12 protein-coding genes are annotated in these 15684 nt (G+C 67.8%); 3 read left to right on the top strand and 9 right to left on the bottom strand.

Features of this window, described 5'->3' with window-relative positions; genetic code table 11:
• Window positions 1-155: 155 nt before the first annotated feature.
• From phrB to DIS04_RS08640, 3 genes are all read right to left on the bottom strand, one after another.
• Window positions 156-1598 carry a deoxyribodipyrimidine photo-lyase gene (gene phrB, locus DIS04_RS08630; protein ID WP_111413361.1) on the bottom strand — a complete coding sequence of 481 codons (1443 nt, stop codon included), beginning with the start codon at window positions 1596-1598 and terminating at the stop codon, window positions 156-158.
• Window positions 1599-1620: 22 nt separating this feature from the next.
• Complete coding sequence (locus DIS04_RS08635; RefSeq protein WP_111413362.1) at window positions 1621-2535, bottom strand: MerR family transcriptional regulator; 915 nt, start codon at window positions 2533-2535, stop codon at window positions 1621-1623.
• Between the two features lie 120 nt (window positions 2536-2655).
• Complete coding sequence (locus DIS04_RS08640; RefSeq protein ID WP_281270187.1) at window positions 2656-3066, bottom strand: sirohydrochlorin chelatase; 411 nt, start codon at window positions 3064-3066, stop codon at window positions 2656-2658.
• 128 nt (window positions 3067-3194) lie between these two features.
• Between DIS04_RS08640 and DIS04_RS08645 the strand changes: the two genes are divergently transcribed.
• Window positions 3195-4097 carry a TIGR01777 family oxidoreductase gene (locus tag DIS04_RS08645; RefSeq protein ID WP_111413364.1) on the top strand — a complete coding sequence of 301 codons (903 nt, stop codon included), beginning with the start codon at window positions 3195-3197 and terminating at the stop codon, window positions 4095-4097.
• Between the two features lie 33 nt (window positions 4098-4130).
• On the opposite strand, the gene rapA is transcribed toward DIS04_RS08645, so the two are convergent.
• Together rapA and DIS04_RS08655 are read right to left on the bottom strand one after the other, a co-directional pair.
• A complete protein-coding gene (gene rapA / locus DIS04_RS08650; RefSeq protein ID WP_111413365.1) occupies window positions 4131-7073 on the bottom strand; it encodes an RNA polymerase-associated protein RapA in 2943 nt (980 codons plus the stop codon).
• A gap of 141 nt (window positions 7074-7214) precedes the next feature.
• Window positions 7215-8015, bottom strand: coding sequence for a TlpA family protein disulfide reductase (locus DIS04_RS08655; protein ID WP_111413366.1), 801 nt, complete (start codon window positions 8013-8015; stop codon window positions 7215-7217).
• 132 nt (window positions 8016-8147) lie between these two features.
• On the opposite strand from DIS04_RS08655, the gene DIS04_RS08660 reads away from it, so the two are divergent.
• Both DIS04_RS08660 and DIS04_RS08665 read left to right on the top strand, forming a co-directional pair.
• On the top strand, window positions 8148-8390 hold the full coding sequence (locus DIS04_RS08660; protein WP_111413367.1) for a hypothetical protein: 243 nt from the start codon (window positions 8148-8150) through the stop codon (window positions 8388-8390).
• Window positions 8377-9954, top strand: a complete 1578-nt coding sequence (locus tag DIS04_RS08665) for a phospholipase D family protein (protein ID WP_111413368.1) — start codon at window positions 8377-8379, stop codon at window positions 9952-9954. The genes DIS04_RS08660 and DIS04_RS08665 overlap by 14 nt, the downstream gene beginning before the upstream one ends.
• 30 nt (window positions 9955-9984) lie before the next feature.
• Here DIS04_RS08665 and DIS04_RS08670 read toward each other — a convergent pair whose 3' ends face one another.
• The 4 genes from DIS04_RS08670 to DIS04_RS08685 all read right to left on the bottom strand — a co-directional run bounded on the left by DIS04_RS08670 (window position 9985) and on the right by DIS04_RS08685 (window position 15480).
• Window positions 9985-11316, bottom strand: a complete 1332-nt coding sequence (locus DIS04_RS08670) for a sensor domain-containing diguanylate cyclase (RefSeq protein ID WP_111413369.1) — start codon at window positions 11314-11316, stop codon at window positions 9985-9987.
• A gap of 175 nt (window positions 11317-11491) precedes the next feature.
• Window positions 11492-13753 carry a putative bifunctional diguanylate cyclase/phosphodiesterase gene (locus DIS04_RS08675; protein WP_218938144.1) on the bottom strand — a complete coding sequence of 754 codons (2262 nt, stop codon included), beginning with the start codon at window positions 13751-13753 and terminating at the stop codon, window positions 11492-11494.
• A gap of 55 nt (window positions 13754-13808) precedes the next feature.
• Window positions 13809-14234 carry a type 2 periplasmic-binding domain-containing protein gene (locus DIS04_RS08680; RefSeq protein WP_111413370.1) on the bottom strand — a complete coding sequence of 142 codons (426 nt, stop codon included), beginning with the start codon at window positions 14232-14234 and terminating at the stop codon, window positions 13809-13811.
• Window positions 14235-14244: 10 nt separating this feature from the next.
• Complete coding sequence (locus tag DIS04_RS08685) at window positions 14245-15480, bottom strand: porin (RefSeq protein ID WP_111413371.1); 1236 nt, start codon at window positions 15478-15480, stop codon at window positions 14245-14247.
• Between the last annotated feature and the right edge of the window lie 204 nt (window positions 15481-15684).

The following is a 15684-nucleotide window of genomic DNA, read 5'->3' on the forward strand; positions in this document are numbered from 1 at the left end:
CCGGCGCAGAGGCTGCCGCGCCGGTGGCGTCGTCCCCACGGGCGAAAGCCGGTCGCGGCCGACCGCGTCGCCGGTCAACTCCTGTACACTTTTTGTCTAGCTTATCGACGGCGATGCAGAACGCCTCCCCGGCGGTCGTCCCCGGGCATGCGAGGTCACCTCGGGGCAGGGCGCGCGCTAGGGGCGGAGGGCGGTAGTGCCTTGAAGGCATCCAGCGCCCGGAGGCGTGCTGTCTTGTGCTCGACGATGGGCGCTGGGTAGCCGCTCGCCGCCCGCTGGGTGTCACTGGGCGCATGGCGGTCGCGGGGCGGCAGGGCGGCTAGCTCGGGCACGTACTCGGCGATGAAGCGGCCCTCCGCATCGAAACGCCGGGACTGGGTGGTCGGGTTGAAGATGCGGAAATAGGGGGCAGCGTCGGTGCCGGTGGAGGCGGCCCACTGCCAGCCGCCGTTGTTGGCGCAGAACTCCCCGTCCACCAGCCGGCGCAGGAAGTAGGCCTCGCCACGGCGCCAGTCGATCAGCAGGTGCTTGCTGAGGAACATCGCGGCGATCATGCGCAGGCGATTGTGCATCCAGCCGGTGCGCGCCAGCTGGCGCATGGCGGCATCGACGATGGGGTAGCCGGTGCGCCCCTCGCACCAGGCGCGAAAGCCGGCCTCGTCGTCGCGCCAGGCCAGCGCCTCGGTGTGCTGCTGGAAGGCGCGATGGCGGCACACCCGCGGGAAGCCGGCCGCCACGTGGTGGTAGAACTCGCGCCACACCAGCTCGTTGACCCAGCTGGCGATGCCGGCGTCACCCTCGGCCAGGCTGCCGCCGTTCTCGTTGAGCGCGGCCTGCAGGCACTGGCGATGCGAGATCATGCCCAGTGCCAGGTAGGGCGAGAGCTCGCTGGTGCCGGCGAGCGCGGGGAAGTCGCGCTGGCCGGCATAGTGGCGTGCGCGAAAGCGCAGGAAGCGCTCCAGGCGATCGGCTGCGGCCGCTTCGCCGGCCGGCCAGCGGTGCGCAGCGACCGGGGTGTCCGCGAGGCGGGGCGGCGAAGGCAGGCGATCGGCGGCGATGCCCGGCGAGGGTTGCGGCGGCGGCGCGTCGCGCAGTGTCAGCTGGGCAGCCGTCAGGCGACGATGCCAGGCGCGGGCGAAGGGGGAGAAGACGCCATAAAAGTCGCCCTTGCCGGTGAGCAGTTCGCCCGGGGCGAAGGCCACGCTGTCATGGTGGCCGGTCGCGGCGAGGCCGGCCTGCTGGAAGGCCGCAATCACGGCCCGGTCGCGACGCTGCTCGTCGAGCGGGTACTCGCGGTTGAAGTGCAGCGCGCAGGCACCGAGCTGGCGGGCGATCCCGAGCAGGGTGGCCGGCGCCTGGTCGAAATCGTCGATGTCGCGGTGCAGCAGGGGAATGCCCAGCCCGGCCAGGGATTCGCCCAGTGCCGCCACGCCGCGGTGCCAGAAGTCGAGCTTGCTGGCGCCGTGACCGTGGCGCTGCCACTGGGGAAGGCTGCGCAGGAACACCGCCACCACCGCTCCTTGGCGGGCGGCGGCGGCCAGGGCGGTATTGTCGTGAACGCGCAGGTCGCTGCGGAACCACATCAGGATGCGGGTCATGGTCGGCGGCCTCGCGATGGGCTCAGGGCTCGTGGATCAAGGGGCGCATGCGGGCCATGGCCAGGGGCAGGTCGTCGCCGAGCAGCTCCACCAGGCTGTCGGCCAGGTCGCCGCTGCGGATACGCGCGACCGGCCCGCACAGGCCCAGCGGGGCGTCGAGCTGCTCGGCCAGGCGGGGCAGCTGGCGACGGATCAGGTCGGCCCGTTCGGCGCGGCCGCTGACCAGCACCAGCGCGGCGGCCCGCAGGCGTTCCACCGCCAGCGGCAGCTCGGCGAAGGGCAGGGCGCTGTCCAGCAGCTGGACCTGATAACCGGCGTCGCTCGCGGCGAGGGCCGCGAGCAGCAGCCACAGCGTGCCGGGGTCGTCGGGCAGCGGGGCGAGCAGCAGGACGGGCCCCTTGGCCAGGCGATTGGCATGATAGAGCCGGATGCCGATACGGGTGCGCAGGAACGCCTCCAGGCAGCGGCGCTGCAAGGCGGCGCCGAGCTGGTCGCTCCAGTGCTCCTCGAGCTCGCGCAACACCGGCTGCCACAGCTCCACCAGGCAGGTGGCCACGGGATAGAGCGCCAACGCCTGGGTGAAGAGCGTCTCCATCCGGCCCTGGTCGAGGGCCTCGATGGCTGTCATCAGCTGACGTCGCTGGCTGGGCCAGTCGCCGGACGCCGGCTCGGCGGCGGGGGCGGACTGCGGTTGATCGATGAGCTCCTTGACCTGGCTGACCGGCACGCCGCGGCTCAGCCACTGCAGGATGCGCTCGACCCGCTCGATGTCCTCGCGGGCGTAGAGGCGGTGCCCCTTGGGCGTGCGCTTGGGGCGGATCAGCCCGTAGCGCCGCTCCCAGGCTCGCAGCGTGACCGAATTGACGCCGGTAATGCGTGACACCTCGCGGATGGGGTAGAGCGGTGTGTCGGCCGGGTGTGCCCCCTTGTCGGTCATGCTCGCCTGCCTCTTGTGTTGTCTTGGCCTCATGGCAACCGTGCTGCGGCGATTGCCGCGGTCCGCCGTCAGGGAATATTGTACACTAATCGGGCGATGTACAACTGATGCCGACCGCGGTCAAGTCGGCAACGCTTCCCCCGCCTGCTCGGCGATCACGGCGGCCAGGGCATCGACGAAGGCCGGATGCTCGCCCACGGGGGGCAGCAGTGTCAGCTCGATGCCGGGATGGGACGCCCTCAGCGCCTCGACCTGGGCCGGAACGTCCTTGCGCAGATGGCGCCCGGCGGCGAAGAACAGCGGGAGGATTTCGGCGTGGCGGATGCCGGCCGAGGCGAGCTCGGCAACGCTGCTTTCCAGCGAGGGTTCGCTAAGCTCCATGTAGGCCAGCTTGAGCGGTGCCTGCATGCGGGCGGCCAGGGACTCGTGGAAGCGCTCGAAGGGGGCTCGCCAGGCGGGATCGCTGGAGCCATGGGCGAGCAGGATCAGAGTGTAGGACATGGCGGTCTCCGGAAACGCGAGGTGGGGCAGCGCGAGGGAAGTCGAGCTGCGCCGTGGAACTGCCTGGTTGTGGCCAGCATAGCAGAGATGTACAACGGTTGTATAACGAAAGGCGGGGCGGCCGAGCGGCGCCTGCGGCCGGAGCGGGAGGGAGTCGGATGCGAGTCTTGGTTACCGGAGGCAGTGGTTTCGTCGGCCAGCGGCTGTGCCTGCGCCTGAAGGAGGCGGGGCACCGCCTGCAGGTGGTGTCGCGCGATCCCTCGAGCGCCAGGCGCAAGCTGCCCGAAGGCGCCGACGTGCGGCGATCGGTGCTCGATTTCGTGGATTCGCCGCCGCAGGCGATCGTCAATCTGGCCGGGGAGCCGATAGCCGCCAAGCGCTGGAGCGACGAGCAGAAGACGCGGCTGATCGACTCCCGGGTCAACGTCACCCGTGACCTGGTGATCCTCTGCGAACAGCTCGAGCAGGCCAACGGCAAGGCGCCGAGCGTGATGGTCTCGGGCTCGGCCATGGGCTACTACGGCGACCAGGGGAGCCGTGAGGTCAGCGAGGAGACGCCGCCCCACGACGAGTTCGCGCATCGCATGAACAAGCGCTGGGAAGACACCGCGCTCGAGGCGACCGACTTCGGCACGCGAGTGGCGCTGCTGCGCACCGGCCTGGTGCTGGATCAGGGTGGAGGCGCCCTGCAGCGAATGCTGCCGCCGTTCAAGCTGGGGTTGGGCGGACGCTTCGGCGATGGCCGGCAGTTCATGCCGTGGATCCATCGCGAGGATCTGGTCCGGGCGATCCTGTTCCTGCTAGAGCGCGACGATCTCGCGGGGCCGTTCAACGCCAGCGCGCCGCATCCCGTGACCAACGCCGAGTTCACCCGCCTCCTGGCCAGGCAACTCGGGCGGCCCGCCATCATGCCGGTGCCGGCGGTGGTGCTGGAGACCGCCTTCGGCGAGATGGCGCGCCTGCTGCTGACCGGCGTCGACATGCGTCCGGTACGCCTGCTCGAGGCCGGCTTCGAGTTCCGCTTCCCGACGCTCGAACAGGCGTTGGCGGATATCCTTTGAGCTCGTTTGAGAAAGGGCTGAGTTCAGCCTTTCTTATTCGCCGACGGTGACTATCACCCGCACCGCATCCAGCCGCAGCCGGGTGCCGTCGATGGCGGCGTCGAGCTGGTGACGTTCGCGGCGCAGCGCCTCGAGTTCCTCCTCGCGCACCGCCGGGTTGAGCCGCGCCAGTGCCTCCAGGCGGGCCAGCTCGGCGTCGAGCTCCTGGCGCATGCGCACCTGGGCGGCCTCGACGATGCTCGGCAGCTCGCGTTCGGCCTCCCGCTCGCCCTGGCCGAGCAGCTCGCGCAACTGATCGTGACGGCTGCGAATCAGGTCCCGCGCCACGGCCTTCTTGACCTTGCGCAGGTTCTTCGACAGCCCGGTGAAGGAGACCTTGTCGCTGAGCACGGCGCCGGATTCGTCGAGCAGCACACGCACCGCGGTAGGCGGCAGGAAGCGGTTGACGTGCAGCCGACGGGGAGCCGGGCAGTAGGTGCGGAACACCAGCTCCGCCAGCAGCCGACCCGCCGGGATCGCCGGATGCTTGAGCAGGGCGAGCGCGGTGTTGCCCATGGTGCCGTCGAGGATGCGCGCCATCATCTCGCGCAGCAGCGGATGTTCCCAGGAGAGGCGCTGCACGTCATCGCGGGCCAGGGCGCGGGCGCGTGACAGGGTGGCGGTAAAGCCCTCCTCGCCCTTGGCCAGGCCGGGCAGGCCGTCGAGCATCTGGGGGCCCGGCTGCAGGTGCAGCAGGCCGCCGCCGAGCTCCTGGCTGTCGACGCCGAAGACATCCAGCGCCTGATCGAGGTAGCGTGGCAGCGCCGGGTCGTCGTCGAGCTCGCGGATCGCCGCGGCCACCGTCTCGGCCCGGGCCGGGCGACAGGCGTTTAGCTCCAGCAGGCGGTTGCGCCCGGCGTCGCGCTGGGCCAGGCGACTCTCGAACAGGGCGCGGGTCTCGGCGATGACGTCCTCGAGCGCCTCGTCGTCGAGCAGCGCCTCGGCCAGGGCATCGCCGAAGGCGTCGAACAGCTCGTTGCCGACCCCGTGGGGCGCATCGAAGGCGTCCATTCCCTCGCGGAACCAGCGCACCAGCCGCTCGCCGGGGCTGGCGGTGAACAGCGGCACGTGGATCTCGATGGTATGGCGCTGGCCGATGCGATCGAGGCGGCCGATGCGCTGCTCGAGCTGGTCGGGATGCTGCGGCAGGTCGAACATCACCAGGTGACGGCAGAACTGGAAGTTGCGCCCTTCCGAGCCGATCTCCGAGCACACCAGCACCTGGCTGCCTTCCTCCTCGTCGGCGAAGGCCGCCGCCGCGCGGTCGCGCTCGACCAGCGTGAGCCCCTCGTGGAACAGCGGGGCGTGAATGCCGCCCAGCACGCGTAGCGCCTCGGCCAGGCCCTGGGCGGTCTCGCGGGCGTGGGCGATGACCAGCACCTTGTCGCCGGCGAAGCCCTGCTCGCCTTCGTCGGCGAGGCGCTCCAGCAGCCAGGTCACGCGCGGGTCGATCTGCCACCAGGGCTCGGCGTTGAGCGGGTCGTCGGAGAGCGCCCGGTAGGTGGCGTCGGGGTAGATGAGCGCGTCGGGGTGGTCGAGGCCGGTCTCGATCAGCAGCTCGTCGAGATGGTCCTCGTCACGCTCGAGCTTGCGCAGCACACGGCGGTACGCCGAAGGTGGCGCAAGTGGCGCCAGGTGCAGGCGGCGCGCGGGAAAGCCGCCGACGTGGCGGCGGCTGTTGCGAAACATCACCCGGCCGGTGCCATGGCGGTCGAGGAGCTGGTCGCGCAGTTGCCCTCGGGCGCTGGCCCGCTGCTCGGGGCTGCTCTCGGCCCCGGCGAGAATGTCCAGCAGGGCCAGGCTGTCGGGCTCCCCGACGATCGCCGCCACGCTGCGGCGAGCCTCGGCGCCGCCCGCGGGCAGGGCCTCCAGGGCCTCGATGGCCTGGGCCACTTCCACGTAGTGCTGCTCCTCTTCGCGGAAGGCGTCGAGACTGTGGTAGCGGTCCGGGTCGAGCAGGCGCAGGCGGGCGAAGTGGCTCTCGAGCCCCATCTGCTCGGGGGTGGCGGTCAGCAGCAGCACCCCCGGAGCGACATTCGCCAGCCGCTCGACGCAGGCGTAGCCGGGGCCGACCTGCTCGGCGTTCCAGTCGAGGTGGTGGGCCTCGTCGACGATCAGCAGGTCCCAGTCGCAGGCCAGCGCCTGCTGCTGGCGGTGGGGGTTGGCGAACAGCCACTCCTGGCTGGCGAGGATCAGCTGGCCGGAGTCGAAGGGGTTGGCCTCGGCCTGGGCCAGGCTCTGCTGTTCGTCGAGCAGGGTCACCTCGAGGGCGAAGCGGCGCAGCAGCTCCACCAGCCACTGGTGTGTCAGGCTCGGCGGTACCAGGATCAGGGCCCGTTCGGCGCGCCCGCTGAGCAGCATGCGGTGCAGGATCAGGCCGGCCTCGATGGTCTTGCCCAGTCCCACCTCGTCGGCGAGCAGCACGCGGGGCGCATGCCGCCGGGCCACCTCGTCGGCGATGTAGAGCTGGTGCGGGATCAGGTCGATGCGCGGCCCGGCCAGGCCCAGGGCGGGATTCTGCTCGATGCGATGATGATGGTGCAGGGTGCGGAAGCGCAGATCGAACCAGTCGTTGCGGTCGACCTGGCCGGTCAGCAGGCGGTCGCGGGCCTGGTCGAACTGCATGGCGTCGGCAAGGCGAGCCTCGGGCAGTTCGCGCAGTTCGCCCTGGTCGTCCTCGCCGATGTAGACGATCAGCCCGTCGACCTCCTTGCTGTCGTCGACGGTGAGGCTCCAGCCGTCGTTTGACTGGATGCGGTCGCCGCTGCCGAAGGCGACCCGGGTGAGGGGCGCCTGACGGCTGCTGTAGGTGCGGGTCTCCTGGCTGGCGCCGAACAGCACGGTGACGCTACGGTGATCGCAACTCAGGATGGTGCCCAGGCCCAGGTCGGCCTCGCCGTCGCTGATCCAGCGCTGGCCGGGTGAAAAGTCGCTCATGATGCCTCGGTCGATGCGGAATACGGTGTGCATGCCGCCGGCGAAAGCGTCGCCGACGGCAGGGCGGGCGATTCTAACGCAAAGCCTGCCATGGCTTAAGGCTGGTCGAGAAGGGCAGGAAATGGTAGGCGCGAGGCCCGCTCAAGGGTGTCGCAGCCAGTCGTCGAGCTGGGCCCGCGTCAGTTCGCCCACGTGGCGCTCCACCGCGCGGCCGTCGCGATCGAACAGCACCGTGGTGGGCAGCCCCGGCGACTCGAAGGCCGACGTCATCGTCTGGTCGGGGTCGAGCAGCGGGTAGCGGAAGGTCAGACCCTGCTCGTCGAGGTAGCGCACCACCTGCAGCAACTCCTCGCCTTGATTGATCACCACCACCGTGACGCCCTCGCGCTGGTCGGCCTCGGCCAGCAGCGGCATCTCGCGCAGGCAGGGCGGGCACCAGGTGGCCCACAGGTTGACCAGCACCCGTTCGCCCTGCAGCGCCTGCAGCTCGACCGGCTCGCCGTCGAGATTCTCCAGGGTCACGTCGGGCAGTTGGCGCAGCGGCATGTCGTCGCCCAGCGGCGCCAGGGTGACGAGCACCAGCCACAGCGCCGAGGCGCCGATGGTCAGGCCCATGGCGCCGATCATCGAGAGCAGCCGGTCGCGCAGCGCCCAGGCGCTCCAGGTCAGCGCCGCGAGCAGCCCCCACAGGCCGTGATAGCCCGGCTGCCACAGCTTGAGCACGTCCAGCGGGGCGGCGGCGTAGGCGTCGAGGTTCATGGCCACATGGCCGAGGCGGGCGCCCACCAGCCAGGCCAGCAGCAGGCCGTTGAACCAGCGCGCTCGGGCACCGGGGGGGAGCCCCAGCAGCAGCCAGGCGGCGGCGAGCAGCAGCAGGGCGCAGCCGATGGCATACAGGCGCGGGACGGATATCAGTACGGGGCCCAGGGCGAAGGCGTCCATTGGCTCAGCTCCGAGAATTGGGGTCGGCGCAAACGGCAAGACCGGGTAGAATCATCCACTTGCATCCGGCTGCTGCTCAGCAGAGCAAGCCTACTGCGCACGGATCGCACTGTCACCCGGCGGGAGCCCACCATGGCACACAAGTCGTTCGATACCCTGCGCGCCCTGGCCATCGGCAGCCAGGCGCTGGGCTTCATCCTGATCATCACGCTGGAAACGCTGATGGGAGGAGAGGCCGCCCGCCCCTGGCAGGGGGTGACGCTGGCCGCGATGGTCGCCTTTGCGCTGGCACTGGCGTTGGCGCGCCTCTATCGGCGCAACAAGGCGCGCAAGGCCATGGCGCGACGCCTGGCGGACGACGATGACGAAACCTGAGCGCGGCGGTTCGCGCCGAACCCGCGGCGTGCGCCTGCTGCTGCTGGGCCTGGTCGCCCTGCTGCTGATCGGGTGCGCGGGGAGGCCGGTTCCGCGCGAGCACGGGGGGCTGCTGTCGGCTGCCGAGAGCGAGGCCACCTGGCTGGGGCGGTGGGCGCAGCTGAGCGCCTCCGACCATCCCGGCAAGAGCGGCTTCGCCCTGCTCTCCAGCGGCCAGGACGCCTTCAGCCTGCGCGTACTGCTCAGTGAGCAGGCCGACCGGCGCCTCGATATCCAGACCTACCTGATCGGCGATGGCTTGACGACCCGGCTGCTGCTGCAGCGTCTCTTGGCGGCCGCCGACCGGGGAGTCGAGGTGCGCCTGCTGATCGACGACATGGGTGCCGTGGGCCAGGGGCAGGAGCTGGCGGCGCTCGATAGCCATCCCAACATCCAGGTGCGTGTCTACAACCCGCTGAGCGTCGGCCGCGGCACGCTGGTCGGCCGCGTACTGGCCTCGGCGCCGCAGGCCGGCCGCCAGCATCGCCGCATGCACAACAAGCTGTGGATCACCGACGGCGCCCTGGCCATCGTCGGCGGGCGCAACCTCGGCGACGAATACTACAGCGCCAGCGCGCCACGCAACTTCACCGACCTCGACCTGATGGTGCTGGGGCCGTTGGTGGAGCCGCTGTCGCGCAGCTTTCACCTCTACTGGAACCATGGCCTGGCGCAGCCCATCGGCCGCTACCACCGTGCCGAAGACACCGCCTGGCGCGAGCTGCGGTCGTCGCTCGACGAGTGGATCGCGGCCAATGCCGATTCGCCCTATTTCACCGCGCTGCGCCAGCGTTATGCCGATGTCGAGCAGGGCCCGCTGGTAGGCAGGCTGCACTGGGGGGAGGGCGTTGCCCTGTGGGATCCGCCGGGCAAGCCGGCCTGGCCTGGGCGCCCGGCGCTTGCCCGCACCATGGCCGGGGAGCTGCTCGAGCACGCCGGGGAGCCGAGCGAGCGGCTGTCGATCGTCTCCGCCTACTTCGTGCCCGGCGCGCAGGGCACGCAGCGCCTGAAGCGGTGGGCCGAGGCGGGTGTCGACGTCGAGGTATTCACCAACTCCCTCGAAGCGACCGATGTGCCGCTGGTCCACGGCGCCTACCAGACGCGCCGACGCGCGCTGCTCGACAGCGGCGTCGCGCTCTACGAAATGCGGGCCGAGAGCGAGTCCGACGACGACGGCTTCGGCGTGGGCTCGTCGGCCTCCGCCCTGCACATCAAGGCACTCAGCATCGATCACGATCGCGTGTTCGTCGGTTCGCCCAATGTCGACCCTCGTTCGGTATGGTGGAACACCGAAGTGGGCGTGCTCGCCGCCAGTCCGGGCCTGGCCGCCGAGCTCCACGAGCTGACGGAGGTCGGCGAGTCGCCGACGCTGAGCTATCGGGTCGGTCGCACGGCATCGGGTCGGCTCTACTGGCAGACCGTGCAGCAGGAAGAGAGGGTGCGCCTGTCGCGCGAGCCAGGCGGCTTCTGGCGCCACCTGGGGGCCAGGCTGGGCAGGATCGGCTGGCTCGAGTCCCTGCTGTAGGGTTGCGCGCGGCCGCGTTCGGCCGCCGGCTCAGGGGGGCGTGTCGGCGAGACCGACGCGGTTGCGTCCCGCCCGCTTGGCCCGGTACAGGGCGCCATCGGCACGGGCCAGCATCTGTTCGGGGCTTTCGCCCCGGCGGTACTCGGCGATTCCCAGGCTGATGGTGATGGCCAGCCCGTGCAGGCGTGTCTCGGCCACCTGCTGGCGCAGGCGCTCGGCGAAGATCGATGCGCCGTGGGCGGGCGTGTCCTGCAGCAGGATGGCGAACTCCTCGCCGCCCCAGCGGGCCAGCAGGTCGGTGCTGCGCAGGGTCCTGCCGACCAGGCGGGCCAGGCGCTTGAGGATGAGGTCGCCGGTATCGTGGCCATGCTGATCGTTGACCGTCTTGAACAGGTCGATATCGAACAGCAGCAGCGAGAAGCTGTTGTCACTGCGCTCGGCCTGCCGAATCGCCTTGCGCATGGCGGCGTCGAAGGCGCGTCGATTGTGCGCTCCGGTCAGGTGGTCGCGGGTGGCCTGCTGTTCCAGCTCCTGCTCCAGGCGCTTGCGTTCGGCGATGTTGTGGAACACCGCGATGAAGTGGCGGATACGACCGGCCTCGTCGTGGACGGCCGTGATCGACTGCCACAGCGGATAGATCTCGCCGTACTTGTTGCGATTCCAGATCTCGCCCTGCCAGTGGCCGGTCTCGAGCACGTCCTGCCACAGCTGGGAGTAGAACGCCTTGTCGTGGCGTCCCGACTTGAACAGCCGCGGCGTGTGGCCGATCACCTCGTCGGGAAGATAGCCGGTGATATCGGTAAAGGCCTGGTTGACCCGTTCGATGCGCATTTCCGGGTCGGTGATCAGGGTGGCCTGGCCGGTCTGGAACACGCTGGCGAGCAGCCGCAGCTCCTCCTCCTGGCGCTTGCGTTCGGTGATGTCCTCCTTCACCGCCACGAAGCGCACGATCTCCCCGGCGTCGTTGCGTACCGGCGTGATGATCTCGGATTCCCAGTAGAGTTCGCCGTTCTTCTTGCGGTTCTGTAGCTCGCCGCGCCATACCTGGCCGTTGCGCAGGGTCTGCCACAGGTCGCGATAGACCGCTTCGGGCGTGGTGCCTGACTGGATCATGGCCGGGGTCTTGCCGATCAGCTCCTCGCGCGAATAGCCGGTCACCTCCAGGAAGCGTCGATTGACGTACTCGATGCGCCCCTCGCTATCGGTGATCGCCGTGGCGGCCGGGCTCTGCTCGACGGCGATGTGGAGCTGGTAGTATTTGGCACGCAGCGTGTCCAGATCGCTGCCGGCCCACTGGGGGGTGGGCATGGCGGCGGCATTGCCGGCCTTGCCATGCACAGCCTCGAGCTCGCTGTTGTTCACGAGCGCCCTCCGTACGAGTAGGACTTGTTCTGGGGCAAGTCTCTTATGGATATGCTTGAGCCGTGGGCCTGATCAGTACGCCCTGCGGCCGACCGCGCAGCATAGCGTCTTTTCGCGACACGTTCACGCTGAAGTTGGGAATCGCCGGCAGAAGCAGAGGTGGCGCGCGGGGACACTAGGAAGTGGATTCGCTGCCAAACCACTTTTTCATCGACAGCGCGGCTTCCTCGGCCGGCTGCGGTTCGTGCATGTAAAACCCCTGAATCTGATCGCAAGCATGACGACGCAGGTACTCTACATGCGCTGCCGACTCGACGCCTTCGGCGACGACCGTCAGGCCCAGGTTCTTGCCGAGGTCGATGATGGCCTCCGTGAGGCTGCGGTCGCCGGCGTTGTCGAGAAGGTCATGGATGAACGAGCCGTCTATCTTGATCGTGTCGAGAGGAAACGCCTGCAGCTTGGAGAGCGAGGAGTAGCCGGTGCCGAAGTCATCGATCGCGATGCGCACACCGATTCCTCTCAGCTCCTGCAGGACTCTGACGGCTTTTGGCATGTCCTGCATCATCATGCTCTCGGTGATCTCTACTTCGAGCAATTCGGGGGCCATGCCGCTGGCCTGAAGCGCACCCTTGATGTCTCTGAGCAGACCATCGTCGAGGAACTGACGGGCCGAGAGATTGACCGCCATGCTCAAAGCCGGGAAGCCGGCCTTCTGCCAGGCGACATTCTGTCGGCATGCCGTGTAAATGACCCAGCGGCCGATGGGCACAATGAGGCCATTTTCTTCCGCCAGCGGTATGAACTGCTTGGGCAGTATCGGCCCGAGTTCCGGATGTTGCCAGCGAAGCAGCGCTTCCATGCCGATGACGCGGCCGCTCGCCATGTCGAGTTTCGACTGGTAGTAAAGCAAGAGCTCTTGACGCTCCAGCGCCTTGCGCAGGCTCGACTCGAGAGCCAGTCGCTCCAAGGAATCCGTCTTCAACTGCTCGGAGTAGTACTGGGCATTGTTCTTGCCCTCTTCCTTGGCGTGATACATCGCCACGTCAGCATGCTTTATCAGGGTTTGCTCGTCCTCGCCATCGGCGGGATAGCGAGCAATGCCGATGCTGACCGTGATACGAAACTCCTGGCCCACCAGTGTGAACGGGGTACTGACGGAGGCAAGGATCTTGTCGGCAACCTGGTTGATCTGGTTCGGCTCCGTGATCTCCGGGAGCAGAATGACGAACTCGTCACCACCCAGCCGGGCGACGGTGTCGCTTTCCCGTACCGCGCGGCCAAGTCGCTGGCTGACCTCCCGAAGCAGCTCATCCCCCGTGTCGTGGCCAAGCGAGTCGTTGATCGCCTTGAATCGGTCCAGATCGAGAAAGAGCAGCGTCAACGGCTTGTCGTAGCGGCGAGCGTGCTGCATCCCTTTGGTCAACAGGCGGCTGAAGTAGGCTCGGTTCGGCAGCCCCGTCAGGTTGTCGTGGAAGGCAAGATATTCGGCACGCCTGGCGTGGTCCAGGCGCTCTTCGAGTACCTTGGTCTGGGCCCTGCGGAGCTTCCAGCTCAGCCGGCCGAGCAGTGTCAGTACGGCGAGCGCAACGCAGCTGACCAGCATCGCGCGCCAATAGTAGGTGTGCCGAAGCTCAGCGGCGGCGGCCATCTGCTCGTTCTGGGAGAGACCGACGACGATGGCGATCGGAAACTCGAACAGGGGCCTGGCCACCAGGTAACGCGGCACGCCGTCCCATTCGCTGATGCTTACCCGGGCGGGCTGTTCGAGGCCGCTGTTGCCTTCCAGCAGATGTGCATAGTCGATCTGTTCACCCGTATGCACCGTTTCGCCGGTACGGCGAACCAGAAAAATTCCCTCTTCCCCTGCCAGGGCCAGTACACCTTGTTTTTCCAGCGTATCCGGCTCGTAGCCGCTGACGAAGTACTCTGCACTGACGAGCACGGATACCCAGCCCGGCGCTTGCTGTCCGTTTTCAGACAGGCTTCGGTGGAAGGCCAGCCTGCTGTCCTGCGCGGACGTGGCCTGATGGTGAAGCTCGACCCTCAGGCCCTCCTGCCCAGCAACGGGGGTCGTGTCATTCGTGTGCGAGGGCCCGTGCGTGCTGGCGATGACGTTGCCCTCGGCATCGCTCAGGCGGACCTCGAACAGCAAAGCGGGAGGGAGCATGTCCTGCTGGCTCAGTTCATCCAGGACGACCTGCGGCGGGCGTTCGTCGAGACTGTAGCGCACCAGCTTGAGGGTGGTATCGATCTCGCGCAGCGCCCGGACGACCTGGGCCTCGTAGGTCCCCGCCATGTCTGCGGCCAGTACCGCCGCCCGGCGGTCGGCAGCTGACTGCTCCCTTGCGGCCAGGTTCCACGTGACCAGCCAGATGGCTGCCAGCGCCAGCAGGGCGAGGCCCATGAAGAGAGTGCCGGGCTCGACGAGGCGATGCATCCAATGCCGCCTGGTGAAGGGTGGGCCCGTAGCGGTGCCGGCGTCTGAGGCGTATTCAATCAATGGCCACCACCCGCAGGCGCTCGTCGACGTAGGCGTCGTCCAAATAGCCGATGGCAGTGGCCTGCCCCGCCACGAAGTCGGCCATGGCTTGGTGATCTGCCAGGCTGCGTGGTGGCTGGCCGCGGCCGGTGAAGATCAGGCGCGACCAGTGCATCTTGATTTGGGCGGGCGTCTGGCCCAGATAGTTGCGATAGAACGCGACGTAAGCCGGGGAGTTTTCGCGCTGGTCCACTGGCATGGCGGGTTGCCCGCCATGGAAGCGGTTGGTCCGGCCCAGGTAGATGTCGGCCAGCTCGCTGCGGGTGAGGGTGCTCACTGGGCTTTGGGCGGAAACCACCACCACGGCATCGGCCAGGGCAAGGCTCGATGCCAGACCGACGAGCAGGATGCAGCCGATCTTCGTGAGTCGCGAAGGCATTCTTGTCTCCTCAGAACACGAAGTCGAGCGCTAGGCTGAACAGATTGACCGAACCGCCAGGCTCGTAGCCTGGCTGCGAGTTGACCAGGTAGCCGCGCGATCCCCCCTCGTGATTCATGTGGTCGAACTGGGCCTTGACCGCCATGTTGCTGCTGAAATCCCAGCGTACGCCGATAGACACGCTTTCTTGCTGTGGCTGCCCCTGGAGCATGGAGTTGAGCATCGCATCCAGTGGTTCGCTGCCGGGCTGTGATAGGCCCGGGGTGGATGTCTTGCTGAGAATGCGCTGACTGGCATATGTCAGATAGGGCGTGAAGGCGCCCAGGCGGTAGCCACCGGATATGTACCAGCCGCGGTTATCCGCCAGGAAGGTGCGGCTGCCGGTCTGGGTCCATTCGCCCATCACGAACCAGTTGCCGGGATCGTAGCGAGCCCCCAGGCTGATGGCTTCAAAGGTTTTGCCATCGACATTGTAGCGATCGGCAATGGCATCGCCTTCAGGGCCAAACAGTCTGAAGGCATCGAACAGCGGGTTGAAATCCTCAATGCTCAGGCGGTAATGGCTGTAGGCGGCAAAGAGGCTGATGCTGCCCTGCTCCACGGTATTGCTGATCGTCAGCCCTTCCCGGGCGCGTGCCTCGGCCGTGGCTCGGTCCATCGTTGCATCGATGTAGGGAAAGGTGGCATCACTTTGCCCATAGGTGGCCCGAAGCGTGTTGGTGACGCTGGCGATACGGGAGCGGTAGCTGACGTCCACGCCGTCAGCGCTGGAAACCGGTATGGTGCGATAGACTTCCAGTGGGGGGCGGATCCAGGGCGTCGCGTAGCCTACCTTGCGATACTCTGAATTCATGAAGACCGGAAGTATGACGCGGCCGACTCTCAGGCTCAGGTCGGGAGTCACATCGAAATTGATGTTGGCCCACTCGATTGCCGGCCGGAATTGGCCATCGTACTGCTGCTCGGTGACGACCTGCACCACGCTCGAGAGGCGAGGCGTAAGGTTGGCAGAAAGCTGCAGGCCCAGCCGGCTGTCGACCTCGGCACTCCAGTCACTGGTACGGCCGGCCCCTCTGGGCATAAGCATGCTCGAAACGAAATCTGCCTGGTCCTCGCTGGAGTGCACCACGCCAAGCGTACCGAAGCCATTCAGGGCCAGCGAGGGGGTATTCGCTTGTGCGGCAAGGGGAAGCCCGTATGCCAGCACCAGCGAAGTGAGGAGAGCAAGAGGTAGCTTTCTCGACATATGGGAGACCACGCGCGTGGGCGGTGATACATGGCCGCCTCCGAGAGGTGGCGGAAGGCTGATCGAATGATTGACTTCGCAGGCAGGAGAGGTGCGTCTCTGCTTTCTTAAGCGAGCTATCGGCAGGGGAACGAAAAACTTGAGCTCGGAGGGGCGTAAGTTGATGACGAACGCGCGGCTGTCTTCACTACGCAAAAACCGCTA

Origin of the sequence: Billgrantia lactosivorans (genome assembly GCF_003254665.1) — a bacterium.
GTDB lineage: Bacteria > Pseudomonadota > Gammaproteobacteria > Pseudomonadales > Halomonadaceae > Halomonas > Halomonas lactosivorans.